Below are 16,997 nucleotides of genomic sequence, written 5' to 3'. Positions count from 1 at the left end.
CGGTGTTAGCGAGCCATTGAGGGAGTGCCCTCAGCGGCGGTTTCACCCTCGTGCAACTCAGCGAAGGAGCCCTTGGGTTCCTTCAGGAAGAAGAAGCAGAAGAAGGCAACGATCAATCCAGCAATGCCCAGGATCTGAAAGAAGGCACTGTTCGACGCTGCAATCGTTTCCGCGCTCGGTTCACCAGCACCTCCCATCCAAAGCGGCAGCAGGCTGAAGATGGTGAGGTAGGTCACTGCGCCCACGTTTCCATAGGCACCCACCAGGCCTGCCACCTGTCCGGTCACGCGACGCTTGACCAGAGGCACCAGCGCAAAGGTGGCGCCTTCACCCGATTGGACGAAGAAGGACGCGAGCATGGTGATCAAGACGGCGATCACGATGCCGGTGGTACCGGTAAAGGTTCCGGGCTTGATCAAGCTCATGATCAGATAGCCGACACCCAGACCTGCGGTGAGGAACCCCATGGTGTTTTTACGGCTGCCGAGTTTGTCGGAAATCAAACCTCCGGCCGGACGGGCCACCAGGTTTACAAATGCAAAGCAGGACGCAAGGATTCCGGCTGTTGCTTTCGGCAAATCAAAGGTGGTTTCGAAGAACGTTGGCAGCATGGAAACCACGGCCAGCTCTGAACCAAAGTTAACGATGTAGGTCAGCTCAAGGATGGCGACCTGTTTGAACTCATAACGGTCCTCTTTGGGGTACACCTTGGTCCCCATAATCAGCTCTCTGTTGGTGCGAATGATTCCCCAGGTTTGAAAGACAAACCAAACCAAAACAGCGAGGAGGGCGAGGGGATAGGTGGATGCGTTCAGAAAACCCACCTTCTGAAGTCTCCAGCACAACACGCAGAGAATGGCCGCGAAAGGCACATTCATACCCAGAAGTCCCCAGAAATCACGCATGCTGGTGACTTCAAGACCAGCCGTTTTCTCAGGGCGTTGATAAACCTTCCCGGGCGGCGTGTCGCTCACATTGAAGTAATAGATTACGCCATAGACGGCTGAAATAATCCCTGTCAGGGCGATGGCACCGCGCCAATTCAGAACATCGCCAGTTGGCAATGTGAAGCCGCCGGAGAAGGAGAGCCAACCGGCAAGACCAACCAGGGTAAGTGCGGAGAATGCGGATCCAAAGTTGCCCCAACCTCCATAAATGCCTTCTGCGAGGCCAATTTCTTTCGGGGGAAACCATTCAGCAACCATACGGATGCCGATTACAAATCCTGCACCAACGATCGATAGCAGCAGGCGAGCAACCACCAGCTGATTGAAATCCTGAGCGGATGCAAACATCAGGCAAGGGATCACCGAAAACACCAGAAGGGTGGAATAGGTGAGCCTTGGACCGAATTTGTCGAGCAGCATGCCGATCAGCACACGTGCAGGAATGGTGAGTGCCACATTGCAGATGGCCACGGTTCTAATCTGACCAACTGTGAGTCCGAGATCGGCTTTCACGGTGGTGGCAAGAGGAGCCAGATTGAACCAGACAACAAAAGTTAAAAAGAAGGCAAACCAGGTGAGATGCAGTGTTCTGTATCTCCCCTGAAATGACCAAAGTTCGCCAAGCATGGGGTTTGGTTGGGATGAAGTGTCAAACCCCGGCTTCGAAAAGAATGCGCTCAGGATTTAAAAAGCGGCGCTCATGCAGACCACTGGTGTATTGCACCATTTGCTAAGCCGGTTTCGGGTCGCATTCGTTACCAAATCCAGGGTCTCGCAGTCGCTCGCCAGTATCACAGGCGGGTCCAATTGGCCCAGGAGTAGTCGTTGTTACAGAAGTGCTTGCGCAGAGAGGTGATAGGTAATCAATCAACGATTTGTCGATGTCTCGTTCACTTCGCGCTGTGCTCTTCGCAGGAGGTGCCAGTCAGAGAATGGGATCCGATAAAGCCCTGCTTCGCCACTCCAATGGCGATCCCTGGTTGGTCGCATCAGTCAAGCTTCTGCGTTCCGTGGGCCTTGAGGTGTGGGTGCTCAGTGGCCATGCCAGCCATCGAGACTGTCTTGCCGGCCAATCTGGTGTGACCGTTCAGGCAGAGCCTTGGGCACCGGCAGGACCTTTGCAGGCGTTCAGTTGTGTGTTGTCTGAACGGGAGGATGAAGCCTGGCTCACGCTTCCGGTGGACATGCCTGGTTTACGCCGCAGCACGCTGCAGTCGCTTCTGCGCCATTGGCGCCAGGCCGAAAGTCAGGCCCTGGTCGCAGAGGGTGACGATCGCTTGCAGCCGTTGTTTGGCGTGTATCCCTGTGGAGCGCACAACAGATGTGCGCTCGACCAGGAGCTGGCACAGGGACGTGGCCGATGGTTCGGTTGGTTGGAGCGGATTCCGTACAGCACGTTTCTCTGCCCTGAACGGGATCTGATCAATGTGAACAGGCCAGACGATCTGGCAGCGTTGATGCGATGAGCCCTGCGCCACCTCCAGTTGATCAATGGTTCCGCCCCTTCGGGGTTCTGCGGTTGTCGCTGACGGCCCGCTGCAATCTGGCCTGCCCTTATTGCTGCCCGGATTCGGAGGAGCTGCCAGGACTGATGCGTCTGGATCAGCAGGTTCGCTTGGTCAGGGTTGCCTGCGGTTTAGGGGTCCATACCCTGAGGCTGACTGGAGGTGAACCGCTTCTCAGTGATCGCCTGTTGCCGCTGCTTGAAGCGTTGGCGGCTGGCCGTTCGAATGCTGCCGATCCCCTCGCTCGGTTGAAGGAGGTGGCGTTGACGACCAATGGGGTGCTGCTGACGCCGGAGAAGGCCCTGGCCTTGCGGGCCGCCGGTTTGGATCGCATCACCGTGAGCCTGGATGCTTTGGAAGGGGGCGTTGTGGCCACGATGGCGGGCCTGCGTGGAGGCCAACGCGTCGGCGAGCGCTTGGTTGAGCAGGTTCTTGGAGGCCTCAGCGCCGCGCGCCGCGCTGGCTTCGAGCCTGCAAGCGGAGGGCTCAAGCTCAATGCCGTGATGCGACGAGGACTGAATGACTCTCAATTGCTGCCACTGGCGACGTTGGCGCGCGAACGAGGTGTGGAGCTGCGTTTGATCGAATATATGGATGTGGGGAATCGCAATGGCTGGGCGCCGGATCAGGTGATCTCAGCGGCGGAGATGGTCCAGCGCATCGACGCGCGCTGGCCGTTGCGGCCATTGCCGCGGGAATCGGGGGCAACATCTCGCCGCTGGAGCTATGAGGATGGACGTGGGTTGATCGGGACGATTGCTTCGATCACGGAGCCCTTCTGCGGGGATTGCAATCGTCTGCGTGTCACTGCCGATGGTCAGGCCTTCACCTGCCTGTTTGCCTCTGAGGGCACGGATCTTCGTCCCTTCCTTCATAACGAGAAGACCTTGGAGGCTGTTTTGCGCGGGCTCTGGCGTCGACGCCGTGATCGCTACAGCGAGGAGCGTCAGGGGTTCACCGCTTCGGCCCCTCATGCGGAGATGGCCTATTTGGGTGGCTGAAGCGTCGCCGATGCCACCGTTTTCCTTGGCGGAGGCCAGTACAACACAGTCGTAGTTGTTTGCCGTCAACGCACGCATCGAGGATGTTTGAATTGCTGTCCTATGAGCGCTTCCGCGACACACCAGCGGTGCGTTTCTTTGACGTGACGGTGGAAACGTCCAATGCCCGTGATCTGGTGATTCACAGCGGGCCTGCGATCAGTCCGCCCGATGATCCAGACAGCGGTGCCTGGCAGTTCTATTTGCATCCTCATCAGGAAGACAATCTTTTAGCGGCCAGTGGTGGCCGCACTTTTTATCTGGTGAATCTGGCTTGGACGAAGCCGTTTCACATCGTGCGTCTGCAGAGCGGCGGCGACATCCTGCGCATTCCGCCCGGTACCTTCCATCGTTCGGTGTCGGACCCTGATGGGTCCGTGGTCCTCAACCAAGCGGTTCGGGAGAAAGGGGTGTCGTTGCTTCAGGAGTTCCGCGTGTACAACAGTGCACGCATTCCAGCTCTGATGGCTGTCACGTCGATCCAGGCTCCACCGCCACGTTTTCACGGGGTGGAACCCCTGGTTCAGGCAGCCTGAATCAGGGGTGTGATGGGTGCCGACAACGACTCGGACTCCACAACGGCTTCGATGGTCCAACTGAGTTCGCTTGCGGTGGCCATCGGGCCATGGAATGTGCCCTGAACGGCTGCGGTGAGATCGGGCTTCGATGAACTCGCCAGCACGATGTAGCGGGAGTTGATTTCTCCACCAGCGCTGGGATCGAATCCACGCCAGCCGGCACCGGGCAGATAGATCTCGGTCCAGGCGTGCAGGTCGTACCGCTCAGGGGCAGGCTCGGCCAGGTGGTAACCGCTGACAAACCGAGCTGGAAGGCCAACACTGCGGCAGCACTCCATCATCAACATCGCCAGATCGCGGCAGGACCCAACCCGCTCGCGCAGGGTGCGGCCCGCCGGCCAGGCCGGGCCCACATGCCGTTGGGTGTACTTCACCCGGTCCTGAATCATCTCCATCAGTTGCTGAAGAAAGGGCAGTGCCTGTTGGTTGCCTCCCATCAAGGCGTCCTGAGCCAGTTCCACCGCAGAAGGATCATGCTGTCCGTTGGGTAGCCAACCTTCCAGGGCACCCAACAGGTCGTGGTTCAACTGGCCTCTGGGATAGGGAAGCGGAGGCTCAAGGCCGTTGAAGCAATCGAGCAGGGGAGTGGCTTGCCGGGTTTCCACCAGGCTCCTGGCTTCGATCTGAAGTGAAGCGGTCGCCCCTTGGAAGCGCACACGCTCGATTGCATCACCACTGGCTGCCAACAGCTCATGGCTGTGAACAGGAACCGGTGAGATCTGCAGGGAATGCTGAATCAGTCGTTGATGGCCCTGGGCCCTGGGCCGCAGACAGAGGCGGTGTTCCCCCAGTTGAACCGGAGCCTCGTATTGATAGTTGAGACGGTGGATCAGCTCAGCGCGCATGACGGGTCTGTGGGGATGGAGCCGAAGTCGGTGGTCGTGAAGTAGCGACGGTGGATGAGTTCATGCAGCTTGTTGAGGTCGCTCTGAAGTTGATCCACGGCCTCATGCAGTCCCCGGTCAATCACTGCATCGATGCGGGTATAGCTCCACTGAGCCAACAACTGGCCGCGTAGGCACTCAAGATCATCCGGGGGGCCTGCATGGGGACCTGGCCGGATGCGCTCCAGTGTGGTGTTGATCTCCTGCAGACAGAAGCGGACCGAGCGGGGAAAAATTGGATCCAGCAGCAAGAATCGTGCCACCGATGCGGGTGTGATCGCCTGCTGAACGCTCTGTCTGTACATCTGATAAGCCCCAGCTGTGCGCAGCAGTGAGATCCACTGCAGTTCATCGAGAACCCCGCCCACCTCCGTTGGCGTTGGCAACAGCAGGAAGTACTTCACATCGAGAATGCGGGAGGTTTTGTCCGCCCGTTCGATCAGCCGCCCCAGCTGGCTAAACAGCCAGGCTTGATCACGGCTGAGGGTCACGTCCGTGATGCCATAGAAGAGCTGGCAACCGCGACGAATGCTGCGTAGCTGCTCCTGATCCGGTTCCTGCCAGAGCGCTTCACCGTCTTGAACATTCCAATAGAGGTCATTGAGCTGCTCCCACATTTCTGTGGTGATTACATCGCGGATTTGGCGAGCGTTTTCACGGGCCTTGGCGATGCAGCTCACGATGCTGTTGGGGTTGTCGCGGTCCAGCAGCAGAAAGCCAACAACATCGTTTGGACTTCCCAGTGGATAGGTTTCGTCGAAGCGTTGGCGGTCTCCATTGGCATCCACGAGGGGAAGCCAAGGCTCAGCGCTGCCCGGGGGGCAGTCCAGAGCCATGGCTTCGCTCACTTCCAGAAATCGGGAGATGTTTTCGGCCCGCTCGATATACCGGTTGATCCAGTACAGCGAATCGGCCACACGGCTCAGCACGGCACCGGCTCCGGACATTCGGCGGTGACTGTGTTGTCGCTGACCACCCAGGTGTCCTTGCAGCCGCCCCCCTGGGAGGAGTTGACCACCAAGGAACCGCGTTTCAGGGCTACACGAGTCAAGCCGCCGGGGCTGACCCAGTCGCTTTTACCCCGGAGCACGTAGGGGCGCAGATCCACATGGCAGGGGTACAGCTCCCCTTCGCTGAGGGATGGAACTGTGGATAACTGCAGCGTGGGCTGGGCGATGAAATTGCGCGGGTGAGCTTTGATCTTCGCCGCGAAGCTCTCAATCTCCTCAGAGCTGGCGTGGGGCCCGATCAACATTCCATAGCCGCCTGCTTCGGCAACAGACTTCACCACCAGTTCGTTGAGATGCTCGAGCACAAAACGGAGGTCGTCGTCCCTTGAGCAGAGATAGGTGGGGACGTTGTCGATGATCGGTTCTTCGTTGAGGTAGTAACGGATCATGGCCGGCACGTAGGCATAGATCAGCTTGTCGTCGGCGACACCGCTCCCAGGGGCGTTGGCGATGGCCACCCGACCGGAGCGCATGGCATCGATGAGGCCGGGGACACCGAGCATCGAATCACGCCGGAAGACGTTCGGATCGAGGAAATCGTCATCGATGCGTCGGTAGATCACATCCACAGGTTCCCTGCCGGCAGTGCTGCGCATCCAGACGCGTCCGTCCTCACAGATCAGATCGCGGCCTTCCACCAGGGCAATGCCCATTTGCTGGGCCAGATAGCTGTGCTCGAAATAGGCGCTGTTGAACACGCCGGGGGTCAGCAGCACTACTCGTGGAGCATCACTCCAAGGAGCTAGATCCTGCAGCGTGCGCAAAAGATGGGAGGGGTAATCGTCGATCGGCTGCACTGTCCGGCCCGCAAACAGGCTCGGGAACAAGCGCTTCATCACCCGGCGGTTCTCAAGGAAATAGGCCACACCGGAGGGGCAGCGCAGGTTGTCCTCCAAGACTCTCCAGGTGCCGTCGCCATCGCGGATCAGATCCAGGCCGGAGATGTGGCACCAGCGGTTAAGCGGCACGGCGATGTCCTGCATCTGGGGCCGCCAGCCCTGGGAGCTCTCCACGTCCTCGCGGGGAATCACACCATCATTGAGGATCCGTTGGGGTCCATAAACGTCCGCCAGAAACTGATCAATGGCCTCCAGGCGTTGCACCAATCCGCGCTCCAGAACGGACCATTCCTGACGGTGAATGAGTCTTGGTAGTGGATCAAAGGGAAGGATGCGTTCTCCGCCATGAAGCCCTGATCCGTTGAGTCGGAAGGTGGCTCCAAGGCGTCGCAACAGGTTGCTCGCTGATGCATGACTGCGATTCAGTTCCGCTAACCCCATGGCGCCGAGGGAGGACAGCAGTGGCTCTAGATCAGCACGGGGAGCGTACTGTTTACGGCAGAAATATTCGTCGTACCCCTGGGTTGGTCGGTACTCGGTGAACATCGCCTGAATCATGACCAAAAGCATCCAAAAACTCGAGAAGGCCCCTGCGGGTTGTGATTGCTACACATTTCGAGATTGGAGGCATCAAGCCACTGGCGGCCTGTGATTCAGGTAGCCCTTGCCACTTTGTTCTCAGTCGGTGAAAGCATGCGAACACCGCGATTTGCTTGTCTTAGATCTGCTGAAGAGGACATTCGCTTTGGATGACAATCTCTGGGCTGGACTGATCTTTGCCCTTGGTGCTGCGGTAACCCTGGCCACGGTGGCGATGATCATTCAGGGCCATCTGCACTGGCGTGGTCGGGGAGCGTCGGATGTCCGCTGACGCTGCCCCTTTTCTTGCACCAGGGATTGCATGGGCGCTTGTGGTGCTGTTCTCCGTGTTGTGGATTGCGCTAGGGATCGCCTGGGGCCGCCGCGGGAAAGGAGATGCCGACGACTACATGCTGGCGGGCCGCAACATCGGGTTGGCCTTGAGCACAGCCACCTTGATGGCGTCTTGGGTGACGGGCAACACCACACTGTTGGCCCCGGAATTCGGCTACAGAACCGGTCTTTGGGGCATGTTCAGTTATGCCCTGGCCGGTCTGGGGTTGATCCTGTTCGCGCCGCTGGCTTCACGCATCAAGCAGCTGATGCCGAATGGCCGCACCAGTGGTGATTTCATTCGGCTGCGATACGGACGTTTGGCCTGGTGGGTGTTCATGGTGATCACCGCCATTTACACGCTGGGTTTTCTGATGACCCAGGCCATGGGGGCCGGCCTGTTGCTTCAGGCGCTCTCCGGTTTTGATTATCACGTGGGCATGGTGGTGGTGATCGGTGTCGCAACGGTTTACACGCTGTTCGGCGGCATGCGGGCGGTGATTGGAACCGATTTCATCCAATCGCTCCTGATCATGGTGCTGCTGGCGGTGGTGGCGGTGCTGGCGTTTCGTCAGTTCCCGATGCCGGAGGTGCATGCCCTCTTAATCGCTGAGCATCCCGACCGTCTTGATCTCTTACTCCCCGCCGGTCTGTTGATCGCCTGGAATTCAGCCCTGTTCTCGATGGGTGAGGTCTTTCACAACAACATTTGGTGGTCACGCGTGTTCGCCAGCCGGCGCAGTGTGGTGATGACCTCTTTTGTTTTGGGGGGATTGGCCTGGATGAGTGTCCCGCTGGTGACGGGATCGATCGGTTTGGTGGCGTTGGCGCGCGAGCTGCCGCTAGAGCAGGTGAACATGGTGTTCCCGGTGATGGCAGCGGATCTGCTCGGCGCGGGTGGGGCTGCACTGGTGTTTGTGGTGGTCTTTGCCTCACTGACGTCCACCTTGGACTCCCTGTTGGCCTCCACCGCGGATCTGCTGGCTGAAGACGTTTATTTCCGTCTGCTGCGTCCCCAGGCGAGCGATGCTCTGCTCAAGCAGGCGGCACGGCAGATGGTGGTTGGCCTGGCTGTGGTCACCTTGGCCCTGTCTTGGCCGCGGCTGGACTCGCTGGCGACGGTGTTGTTCTTCACCGGTGCGTTGGTGGCTTCCACGGTCTGGCCTGTGGCTTGCGGTCTCTATTGGTCCTCCGCCAATCGTTGGGCTGCGATTGTCGCCATGCTTGCCGGCACTGCTGTGGGTCTGACGGCCTACGTTCTGATTGCTCCCTATTGCGCGGCGGTGTTCTCCGCAGCCGTTTCGGCCGTCGTGATGGCAGTGGGCAGTCGCTGGCAGCCAGAACAGTTTGATTTCAAACGTTTGCAAGAGGAGGGGTGAACGCCATGGCCAACGCGTTGCTGATCACGGTTCTGGTGGACCAACACTGGTTCTCTCTGGTCCTGGTGGGAAGTCAGGTGGCGCTCGTCTGTTCTGTGCTCGCGCTGTTATTGATTTGGTTGATTGAGTGGAGAGGCGGACGTGTCTGGTAAGTGTTCGTTTCGAACATATTTGAGGTGTTTTGTATTAATGCGAACTATTTTTTAACCCTTTTTCTAAAGAACGTCTTTCGAGCTAGACGTCCGCACTCAACTCTTGTTATCGAGAGAAGATGTGATTCACAGCACAAGCACGCGATTTTCTCGTCGGGTGTTGATGCACTTGCTTATGGCAGATCCCGGCACAGCAGTGATTGAGGAGGTATCGGCGCCTCTCCGCTTTCGGCCGATGGGTCCCGATGTGTTCGGTCATGACCAGCCTCAGGAGCTTCTGGCTGCCATCGCTGAAGATGGCGAGCCCTTGTTGGATCTGATCGACCAGCATGTTGTGTCGATGCAGGCCTTCCGACCCGAAACTCTGCTTCAGCTGTTTCGATTGGCCGCGAAATTTGAGAGCAACCCTGACCGTTACTGCCGTCACAACACGCCGCTCACCGGCAAGATCCTGATCAACGCGTTCTACGAGCCCAGCACGCGCACACGCCTTTCTTTCGATAGCGCCTGGCATCGCCTTGGCGGTGATTCGATCAACATCACCGACCGCAGCACCACCGGAATCGCCAAGGGGGAGTCGCTGGAGGATGTGGCGCACATGTTCAACAACTACGGCGACTGTGTGGTGCTGCGCGACAGCAATCCGGATGCTGTTTATGCCATGACTGCGACTCTCCGGATTCCGATCATCAATGCCGGCAATGGCATTGATGAGCATCCGACGCAGGCGATGGCGGATCTCTACACGATTTTCAAGTGGCGTCCCAGCCTGGCTTTATCAGAGGTGTCGCCCGAGGATCGGATCCGCATCGGGGTGATCGGTTTGCCGTCACGGATGCGCACTGTGCGTTCATTGCTGCGGATCCTCAGCAAATTTCCCCAGATCCTTGAGGAGGTGGTGGTGATTCATGCGGCCGGGGTTGAGTCAGAATCGCCCCTGTTTGATCCGGGTCAACTGGAAGAGCTGGAAGCGAGCGGTGTGACCATCCGCTGCAGTTCAGATCTGGCGGCTGAGATTCCCGAGCTGGACGTTGTTTATATCAACGCGATCGCCTGGGTTGGCGACAGCTATGAGGTGCATGGTGGTGGATTTTGTCTCACCCGGGATCTGCCGTTCAAGCCTGAGGCGATCGTCCTGCACCCTCTGGCCCGGGGTCCCGAGTTGAGCACCTGTTTGGATGACACGCCGCACAACTGGTATTTCAGCCAGGCGCGTGGGGCGGTGTTTCTGCGCATGGCATTGCTCACCTGCATGGTGAACCGTGCCGAGCGGGTGATGGATGTGATCTGAGGCGAACTGATGTGCGGAATCGGAGGTGTATTTCTGGCGGACCGTCGTCAGACATTGGATCGTCAGTTGTTGGTCAACATGGCGGCCATTCAGTCCCATCGCGGACCGGATGGTTTCGGTGTGGAATGCATCGACGCTGCCGGGGTCGGCTTCTGCCATGCCCGGTTGTCGATCATTGATCTGAACGAATCGCGGGCAAGGCAGCCGTTCCTCAGCGACGACCGTCAGGTGCTGATGGCGCACAACGGTGAGTTCTACGACTTTCAGCGCATTCGGGCTGACCTCACGGCACAGGGGGTGCGTTTCTGCACCAAGAGTGATTCTGAGATCCTGCTGCGTCTCTATCAACGCCAAGGTCTCGAGTCCACGTTGCCCTTGCTGAGGGGGGAATTCGCCTTCGCTTTGTTTGATGCGGTGGATGACTGTCTTTATCTCGTGAGGGATCGCTTCGGCATCAAGCCCCAGTACTGGACGATGACGCCGGAGGGATTGGTGTTCGGCTCCGAGTTGAAGGTGCTGTTTGCTCACCCGGCCGTGGAGCGACGCTTCACCTCGGAGGGTCTCTTTCATCAATTGATGCAGACCATGGTCCCGGGAACGACCGCCTTTGCCGGGGTGCACCAGGTTCAGCCCGGGCATGTGCTGAAGGTGCAGCGCAGGGGTGACCGGCTGGAAATGTCGGAGTCAACCTATTGGGATGTCGATTTTCCCCGTTTGGATCAGCGGGACAGCACCCTTACCGAGGCTGATCACATCGCCAATGTGCGGGCTGCTCTGTTGGAAGCCGTGGAGATGCGGATGGTGGCGGATGTGCCGGTTGGTTGTTATCTCTCCGGCGGCATTGACAGTTGTTCGATCCTCGGCCTGGCGTCGGCGGTGAGTCAGGGTCCCGTCAAGGCCTTCACGATCGGATTCGATGATGCGCGCTACGACGAAACACCCATTGCTGCCGAGATGGCAGAGGCCACCGGTGCCGAGCAGGACGTGATGCGTCTGTCGGGTCGTGAGTTGTACGGCCACATGGAACAAACGCTCTGGCACACCGAACGCACGATCTACAACACCTTGGCTGTGGCCAAATATTTAATGAGTCGCCATGTCAACAACGTTGATTACAAGGTCGTGATGACCGGGGAAGGGTCAGACGAGCTGTTCGGTGGCTATCCCGCGTTCCGGCGCGACATGTTCCTCCATGGTTTGGAGGACCTGCCGCAGAGCGATCGCCAGGATTGGGAATCACTGCTTCAGGCCAACAATTCTCTGGTGCAGGGAGCAATGCTGGCGGCTGATCAGGTGGATGATCCCGACCTTGATGCCGTGGTGGGCTTCACCCCCAGCTGCCTTCAGCCCTGGCTGGCCTGCGCGCCGCTGGTCCCGGATCTGCTGGCTGACGAGCACCGTCAGGCGTTAGCGGAGTATTCGCCGGGTAAGGCTATTGCTGAGCAGTTGAATCCCCAGCAACTCGAGGGCCGCCATGCCCTCGACAAAGCTCAGTACGTCTGGATCAAAACAATGTTGGAAGGCCAGATCCTCACCTGGGGAGGTGATCGCGTCGACATGGCCAATTCCATGGAGGCTCGGCCGGCTTTCCTTGATCACCACCTCGCGGCCGCAGCGGTGCAGGTTCCTCCGGAGCTGCGGATCAAGGGCAAAACCGAGAAATACGTGCTTCGGGAGGCGATGGCTGGCTTGCTGCCGGAGGTGCTCTACAAGCGTGAGAAATTTGCCTTCATGGCGCCCCCGGCCCACACCGAGCCTGAGAAGTGGGCGCAGATGAAGCAATTGGCCGATGACTACCTGAGTGATAAAGCGATTGATGCGGCTGGGTTGTTGAGCAAAGAGGGGGTACGTGCCTTGTTTGCGCGCCACGACGACCCCGCCACCACCGACGCCGAGAGGGTTCAGATGGACGCTGTGATCAACCACCTCTTGGGTGTTCAGATGCTGCATCGGATGTTTGTGGCGGCCGATGTGCCAGCTCAGGCTCGCGAGCAGGCTGAGCTCCTTGGTTGGCGGGTGTTGATGCCCGTTTGAATTCTTTGGTGAGGGTTAAAACGTCGCATTGACGACAAGCTCAATTGGGTTCCAAAGCGAAAGTGGACATTGGTTTGAACTGAAGGTCACGATCCTTGCCCGAGTTGTTGATCCATCGCTCACAAATCGCTCCTCCTGGAGCCGATCCGGAGCGGTTAGATGTTCAGCCTCGGCGCGACAGATTGATCGATTCGCTCGAGACCATGGCGGCCATTGGCCTCCAAGCCGATGGAAGTGTTTGCCGCCGCGGCTTTAGTGCTGCCGACGTTCAAGGCCGGGACCAGCTCGCGTGCTGGATGCAAGAAGCCGGCATGCAGCTGCGTGTGGATGCCGCTGGCAATTTGATTGGCCGGCTCGAGGGGAAAGACCCTGCGTTGCCGGTGCTGATGACGGGGTCGCACTTGGATACCGTCCCAACAGGTGGTCGTTTTGATGGTGTCCTTGGCGTCTTGGCGGGCCTGGAATGCGTTCGTGCCCTGAGCGATGCGGGGCAGCGTCTACGACACCCCCTCGAGGTTGTGGCTTTCGCTGATGAAGAGTCAACGATGGTCGGCTGTAAGGGCATGGCTGGCACGGCATCGATGGACCCATCGGCTTACGCCACCAGCAATGGGGATCCGATTGACATCAACCTGGAGCGAATCGGTGGTCACTGGCCATCCCTGCCTTCAGCGGCGCGATCTGATTCAGCTGTTGCAGCTTTTCTTGAACTGCATGTTGAGCAAGGTGCTGTGCTCGAGCAGCGGTGCGATGCCATTGGCATTGTTGAGGGCATCGTCGGACAGAGACGTTTCAGCATTCATGTGAAGGGTCAGGCCAACCATGCCGGTACAACGCCGATGGAGCTCCGTCACGATGCTCTCGCCGCTGCCTCCCGGATTGTGCTGGCGGTGGAAGAGATGGCGCGGTGTCACCCCGGTGATCCGGTGGCAACGGTGGGGCGTCTGGAGGTTTGGCCCAATGCCGCCAACGTTGTTCCAGGCTCCGTGTCGATGACGGTGGATATTCGTGATTTGGATCCCGCTGTTCTGGAGCAATTGGTGTCCTGCTTGCAGGGTGAGCTGGAATCCATTGGCTTGCAAACCGGTTGTGCAATCCGGTTGGAGCCACAGTTTCAGGTGGCGCCCACTCCCGCTGACGCGCTGGTGATGGCCACGATTGAATCGGTGGCTGAAGATTTGGGGTTGAGCATGAGTCGTTTGCCGAGTCGTGCCAGCCATGACGCCCAAGAGATCGGGCGGCGTTGGCCCATGGGAATGATCTTTGTGCCCAGCCGCGAAGGTTTGAGCCATTCAGCAGCTGAATTCACAAGCGATAGACAGTGTCTTGCAGGAACCGCTCTTCTTTTGCACACCCTTGAACGATTGGATCGTGTGCTCTCATGACGTTCTCGATCGTTGCCCGTGATCCCAGCAATGGTCGTTTCGGTGTTGCCGTTGCCACCTGTCATCTCGCAGTGGGCTCCACGGTTCCCCATATCCGCTCTGGTGTTGGTGCTGTTGCGACACAAGCCCACACCAATCCCTATCTAGGGATCTGCGGCCTGGAACGGCTCGAACAGAGTGCTGACGCGGATGTGGTGCTGGCCAGCCTGCTCGCTGAAGACCCACTCCGCGTACGCCGCCAGTTCCATCTGATCGATGCGCAAGGTCGTACCGCTTGCTGGACAGGGGTCAGCTGTGAACCTTGGGCAGGTCATCGCCACCAAATGAACCTCTCCGTGGCTGGCAACTATCTCGTGGGTGAGGCGGTTCTCATTGCCATGGAACAGGCTTTTCTGGCGAGCGATCCATGTTGGAAGCTGGGCCGCCGCCTGATGGCGGCCCTGATGGCAGGTGAAGCTGCTGGAGGGGACGGCCGCTCCCCATTTTCGACTTCAGCAGCACTGCAAATCAGTGGAGAAGCAGCATTCCCACTGTTGGATCTAAGGGTTGATTTTCGTGATTCAGCAGTTATCGAACTGATGAATGTGTATGAGCGGAGCCAGGAACTCTGGGCCCAGCAATGGCGGGATTCGTTTGCCGATTTGCCGCAACTAAATCGTCTGGTTGCTTAATCAGGCACTCAGCGTGAATGAATGGATGTGGTCCATTCCAGAGTGACTCCAGCAACTCTCGCATCGTGTGCAAGCTGATGCATGCATTCGGTTGCGAAGGCAGCTTGGCCAGCAATCAAGATGTCCCACTCTTTTTTTGGGAAATGGCACTGAAGCCAGAAAACGCCATGGATGCTGGCAGGCTGGAGTTGAACGAAGTTTGACTCCAGTGTTTGTGCGATTAGATCCATGTTGTGTGTGCAACATCTTTCCATTACGCCCTAGATTTAATCGCCAAGTTGTTTTATTTGTTACCGAGTTGCAAATCACTTAGCGGGTGAGGTCAATCTTGCAATCAGTAAGATGAACTGTATTTTCGTGATCATAATTGTTATCCGAAGCAAACTTAGTTCAACGTCCCATGGTCTGGCTTGTACTGCGCCTCGCATGAAGAGAAAGGGACGCTTATGGCTAAAATTGCAAGATGTGTTTGCGCCTAAGCCTTTGTTCCCGGCCATTTGTATTGATGCAAATTCATAGCTTCAGTTGTTGATGGTTCCTTTTCAATTGGAATGAGTTTCAGCGACCGTTGTTGACAGTTGCCGGGCGATGTGAAAGAAGTGTTGGCCATTTCAGGCCCTTCGTGGTCAACGTGCTGGATGACCAGCAGGGTGGAGCTCAAAGCAGCAGGTAACGCTGGGCGAGGGGCAGCACCTCGGCGGGTTCGCAGGTGAGCAGTTCACCGTCGGCGAACACCTCATAGGTCTGCGGGTCCACGCTCACCTTGGGCAGCGCTGCATTCAGCTTGAGGGCGCTTTTGCCCACGCTGCGGGTGTCCTTCACCGCCATGCAGGTCCGCTCTAGCCCCAGTTGGCTCTGGATGTCGGCGTCCATGGCTGCTTCGCTTACAAAGGTGAGGCAGCTGGGGGCCAGGGCCTTACCGAACGCTCCGAACATTGGCCGGCCGTGGACGGGGCCGGGGGTGGGAATTGAGGCGTTGGCGTCGCCCATCTGGGCCCAGACGATCGAACCGCTCTTCACCACCAGTTCCGGGCGAATGCCGAAGAAGCCTGGCTTCCACAGCACGAGATCGGCGAGCTTGCCGGTTTCGATCGAGCCCACCTCCGTGCTGATGCCGTGGGCCAACGCCGGGTTGATCGTCACCTTGGCGATGTAGCGCTTGAGGCGATGGTTGTCGTTGCGAGCGGAGTCTTCCGGCAATGCACCGCGTTGCACCTTCATTTTGTGGGCGGTCTGAAAGGTGCGGGTGATCACCTCGCCCACGCGGCCCATGGCCTGGGAGTCGCTGGCGATGATCGAGAAGGCGCCCAGGTCGTGCAGGATGTCTTCGGCGGCGATCGTTTCGCGTCGGATCCGTGATTCGGCGAAGGCCACGTCTTCCGGGATTTTGGGATCCAGGTGGTGGCACACCATCAGCATGTCGAGGTGTTCCTCGAGCGTGTTGCGGGTGTATGGCCGGGTGGGGTTGGTGCTGCTCGGCAGCACGTTGGCTTCGCCGCAGATCTTGATGATGTCCGGGGCGTGACCCCCACCGGCACCTTCGGTGTGGAAGGTGTGGATGGTGCGTCCCTTGATGGCGGCGATCGTGTCTTCCACGAAGCCGGCTTCGTTGAGGGTGTCGGTGTGGATGCACACCTGCACATCCATGCGGTCAGCCACCGACAGGCAGGCATCGATCGTGGCCGGCGTGGTGCCCCAGTCTTCATGCAGCTTTAGGCCGCAGGCTCCTGCGCGCACCTGTTCTTCCAGGGCTTCCGGGGTGCTGGCATTGCCCTTGCCAAAGAAGCCCAGATTCACCGGCAGGCCTTCAGCGGCCTGGAGCATCCGACCGATGTGGAAGGCGCCGGGGGTGCAGGTGGTGGCGTTGGTGCCGGTGGCTGGTCCGGTGCCGCCTCCCATCAGGGTGGTGACGCCACTGGCCAGGGCCGTTTCGATCTGCTGGGGGCAGATGAAGTGGATGTGGGTGTCGATGCCACCGGCCGTGAGGATGTGACCTTCCCCGGCGATGGCTTCGGTGCCTGGACCCACCACGATCGTCACCCCTTCCTGGGTGTCGGGGTTGCCGGCTTTGCCGATGCCCACGATCCGGCCGTCTTTCAGGCCCACATCGGCTTTGACGATGCCCCACCAGTCGAGGATCAGGGCATTGGTGATCACCGTGTCGACGGCGCCCTCGGCTCGAGGGGTCTGGGACTGGCCCATGCCATCGCGGATCACCTTGCCGCCGCCGAACTTCACCTCATCGCCGTAGACGGTGTAGTCCTTTTCGACTTCGAGGATCAGCTCGGTGTCGGCCAGGCGAACCCGGTCGCCGGTGGTGGGTCCGTAGGTCTCGGCGTAGGCCTGGCGGGAGATGCGGTAGGGCATGGG

Annotated in this window: 16 protein-coding genes; 11 read left to right on the top strand and 5 right to left on the bottom strand. The window is 58.8% G+C overall.

Annotated elements, in window-relative coordinates; genetic code table 11:
• Positions 1-5 precede the first annotated feature (5 nt).
• Positions 6-1,574, bottom strand: coding sequence for a NarK family nitrate/nitrite MFS transporter (locus SynBMKMC1_RS14210; RefSeq protein ID WP_186472214.1), 1,569 nt, complete (start codon positions 1,572-1,574; stop codon positions 6-8).
• Positions 1,575-1,828: 254 nt separating this feature from the next.
• Between SynBMKMC1_RS14210 and SynBMKMC1_RS14205 the strand changes: the two genes are divergently transcribed.
• From SynBMKMC1_RS14205 to SynBMKMC1_RS14195, 3 genes are all read left to right on the top strand, one after another.
• Positions 1,829-2,413, top strand: a complete 585-nt coding sequence (locus SynBMKMC1_RS14205) for a molybdenum cofactor guanylyltransferase (RefSeq protein WP_186472213.1) — start codon at positions 1,829-1,831, stop codon at positions 2,411-2,413.
• Positions 2,410-3,453, top strand: coding sequence for a GTP 3',8-cyclase MoaA (locus SynBMKMC1_RS14200; RefSeq protein ID WP_186472212.1), 1,044 nt, complete (start codon positions 2,410-2,412; stop codon positions 3,451-3,453). The genes SynBMKMC1_RS14205 and SynBMKMC1_RS14200 overlap by 4 nt, the downstream gene beginning before the upstream one ends.
• 83 nt (positions 3,454-3,536) lie before the next feature.
• Positions 3,537-4,028: a redox protein gene (locus SynBMKMC1_RS14195; protein WP_186472211.1), complete on the top strand. Its 492-nt coding sequence runs from the start codon at positions 3,537-3,539 to the stop codon at positions 4,026-4,028.
• Here the strand turns inward: SynBMKMC1_RS14195 and SynBMKMC1_RS14190 are convergent.
• From SynBMKMC1_RS14190 to SynBMKMC1_RS14180, 3 genes are read right to left on the bottom strand one after another with little or no spacing between them, the layout of a single operon-like run.
• Positions 4,016-4,915, bottom strand: a complete 900-nt coding sequence (locus tag SynBMKMC1_RS14190) for a transglutaminase family protein (RefSeq protein WP_186472210.1) — start codon at positions 4,913-4,915, stop codon at positions 4,016-4,018. The genes SynBMKMC1_RS14195 and SynBMKMC1_RS14190 overlap by 13 nt on opposite strands.
• Positions 4,900-5,883 (bottom strand): alpha-E domain-containing protein, encoded by a 984-nt coding sequence (locus SynBMKMC1_RS14185; protein ID WP_186472209.1) that lies wholly within the window; start codon positions 5,881-5,883, stop codon positions 4,900-4,902. The genes SynBMKMC1_RS14190 and SynBMKMC1_RS14185 overlap by 16 nt, the downstream gene beginning before the upstream one ends.
• Positions 5,877-7,349, bottom strand: a complete 1,473-nt coding sequence (locus tag SynBMKMC1_RS14180; protein ID WP_186472208.1) for a circularly permuted type 2 ATP-grasp protein — start codon at positions 7,347-7,349, stop codon at positions 5,877-5,879. Before SynBMKMC1_RS14180 ends, SynBMKMC1_RS14185 begins: the two co-directional genes overlap by 7 nt.
• A gap of 199 nt (positions 7,350-7,548) precedes the next feature.
• On the opposite strand from SynBMKMC1_RS14180, the gene SynBMKMC1_RS14775 reads away from it, so the two are divergent.
• From SynBMKMC1_RS14775 to SynBMKMC1_RS14770, 8 genes are all read left to right on the top strand, one after another.
• The gene (locus tag SynBMKMC1_RS14775; RefSeq protein ID WP_255486226.1) at positions 7,549-7,674 is read left to right on the top strand and encodes a hypothetical protein; all 126 of its coding nucleotides are present in this window, start codon (positions 7,549-7,551) and stop codon (positions 7,672-7,674) included.
• Entirely contained in the window at positions 7,664-9,094 is a 1,431-nt protein-coding gene (locus SynBMKMC1_RS14175; protein ID WP_186472207.1) for a sodium:solute symporter family protein, read from the top strand. The genes SynBMKMC1_RS14775 and SynBMKMC1_RS14175 overlap by 11 nt, the downstream gene beginning before the upstream one ends.
• Positions 9,095-9,099: 5 nt before the next feature.
• Positions 9,100-9,246 carry a hypothetical protein gene (locus SynBMKMC1_RS14170; protein ID WP_186472206.1) on the top strand — a complete coding sequence of 49 codons (147 nt, stop codon included), beginning with the start codon at positions 9,100-9,102 and terminating at the stop codon, positions 9,244-9,246.
• Positions 9,247-9,421: 175 nt separating this feature from the next.
• Positions 9,422-10,537, top strand: coding sequence for an aspartate carbamoyltransferase (locus SynBMKMC1_RS14165; protein ID WP_186472205.1), 1,116 nt, complete (start codon positions 9,422-9,424; stop codon positions 10,535-10,537).
• Between the two features lie 9 nt (positions 10,538-10,546).
• Positions 10,547-12,571 carry an asparagine synthase (glutamine-hydrolyzing) gene (gene asnB, locus SynBMKMC1_RS14160; protein WP_186472204.1) on the top strand — a complete coding sequence of 675 codons (2,025 nt, stop codon included), beginning with the start codon at positions 10,547-10,549 and terminating at the stop codon, positions 12,569-12,571.
• A gap of 182 nt (positions 12,572-12,753) precedes the next feature.
• Positions 12,754-13,956: a Zn-dependent hydrolase gene (locus SynBMKMC1_RS14155; protein ID WP_255486225.1), complete on the top strand. Its 1,203-nt coding sequence runs from the start codon at positions 12,754-12,756 to the stop codon at positions 13,954-13,956.
• Entirely contained in the window at positions 13,953-14,627 is a 675-nt protein-coding gene (locus SynBMKMC1_RS14150; RefSeq protein WP_186472203.1) for a DUF1028 domain-containing protein, read from the top strand. The genes SynBMKMC1_RS14155 and SynBMKMC1_RS14150 overlap by 4 nt, the downstream gene beginning before the upstream one ends.
• 77 nt (positions 14,628-14,704) lie before the next feature.
• Positions 14,705-14,830: a hypothetical protein gene (locus SynBMKMC1_RS14770; protein WP_255486224.1), complete on the top strand. Its 126-nt coding sequence runs from the start codon at positions 14,705-14,707 to the stop codon at positions 14,828-14,830.
• 454 nt (positions 14,831-15,284) lie between these two features.
• Here the strand turns inward: SynBMKMC1_RS14770 and ureC are convergent, their stop codons facing one another.
• Positions 15,285-16,994, bottom strand: coding sequence for an urease subunit alpha (gene ureC, locus SynBMKMC1_RS14145; RefSeq protein ID WP_186472202.1), 1,710 nt, complete (start codon positions 16,992-16,994; stop codon positions 15,285-15,287).
• Positions 16,995-16,997 lie beyond the last annotated feature (3 nt).

Origin of the sequence: Synechococcus sp. BMK-MC-1 (genome assembly GCF_014279955.1) — a bacterium.
Taxonomy (GTDB): Bacteria; Cyanobacteriota; Cyanobacteriia; order PCC-6307; family Cyanobiaceae; genus Synechococcus_C.
Note: the sequence above shows the minus strand (reverse complement) of the source record. Positions and strands in the feature narration are given on the sequence as shown.

Bases quoted from the DNA above. Each gene is read 5' to 3' on its own strand.
- SynBMKMC1_RS14200 (WP_186472212.1), top strand. From the start codon at position 2,410: ATGAGCCCTGCGCCACCTCCAGTTGATCAATGGTTCCGCCCCTTCGGG.
- SynBMKMC1_RS14170 (WP_186472206.1), top strand. From the start codon at position 9,100: ATGGCCAACGCGTTGCTGATCACGGTTCTGGTGGACCAACACTGGTTC.
- SynBMKMC1_RS14180 (WP_186472208.1), bottom strand. From the start codon at position 7,349: ATGTTCACCGAGTACCGACCAACCCAGGGGTACGACGAATATTTCTGC.
- ureC (WP_186472202.1), bottom strand. From the start codon at position 16,994: ATGCCCTACCGCATCTCCCGCCAGGCCTACGCCGAGACCTACGGACCC.
- asnB (WP_186472204.1), top strand. From the start codon at position 10,547: ATGTGCGGAATCGGAGGTGTATTTCTGGCGGACCGTCGTCAGACATTG.
- SynBMKMC1_RS14210 (WP_186472214.1), bottom strand. From the start codon at position 1,574: ATGCTTGGCGAACTTTGGTCATTTCAGGGGAGATACAGAACACTGCAT.
- SynBMKMC1_RS14165 (WP_186472205.1), top strand. From the start codon at position 9,422: ATGGCAGATCCCGGCACAGCAGTGATTGAGGAGGTATCGGCGCCTCTC.
- SynBMKMC1_RS14205 (WP_186472213.1), top strand. From the start codon at position 1,829: ATGTCTCGTTCACTTCGCGCTGTGCTCTTCGCAGGAGGTGCCAGTCAG.
- SynBMKMC1_RS14175 (WP_186472207.1), top strand. From the start codon at position 7,664: ATGTCCGCTGACGCTGCCCCTTTTCTTGCACCAGGGATTGCATGGGCG.
- SynBMKMC1_RS14190 (WP_186472210.1), bottom strand. From the start codon at position 4,915: ATGCGCGCTGAGCTGATCCACCGTCTCAACTATCAATACGAGGCTCCG.
- SynBMKMC1_RS14770 (WP_255486224.1), top strand. From the start codon at position 14,705: ATGCATGCATTCGGTTGCGAAGGCAGCTTGGCCAGCAATCAAGATGTC.
- SynBMKMC1_RS14195 (WP_186472211.1), top strand. From the start codon at position 3,537: ATGTTTGAATTGCTGTCCTATGAGCGCTTCCGCGACACACCAGCGGTG.
- SynBMKMC1_RS14150 (WP_186472203.1), top strand. From the start codon at position 13,953: ATGACGTTCTCGATCGTTGCCCGTGATCCCAGCAATGGTCGTTTCGGT.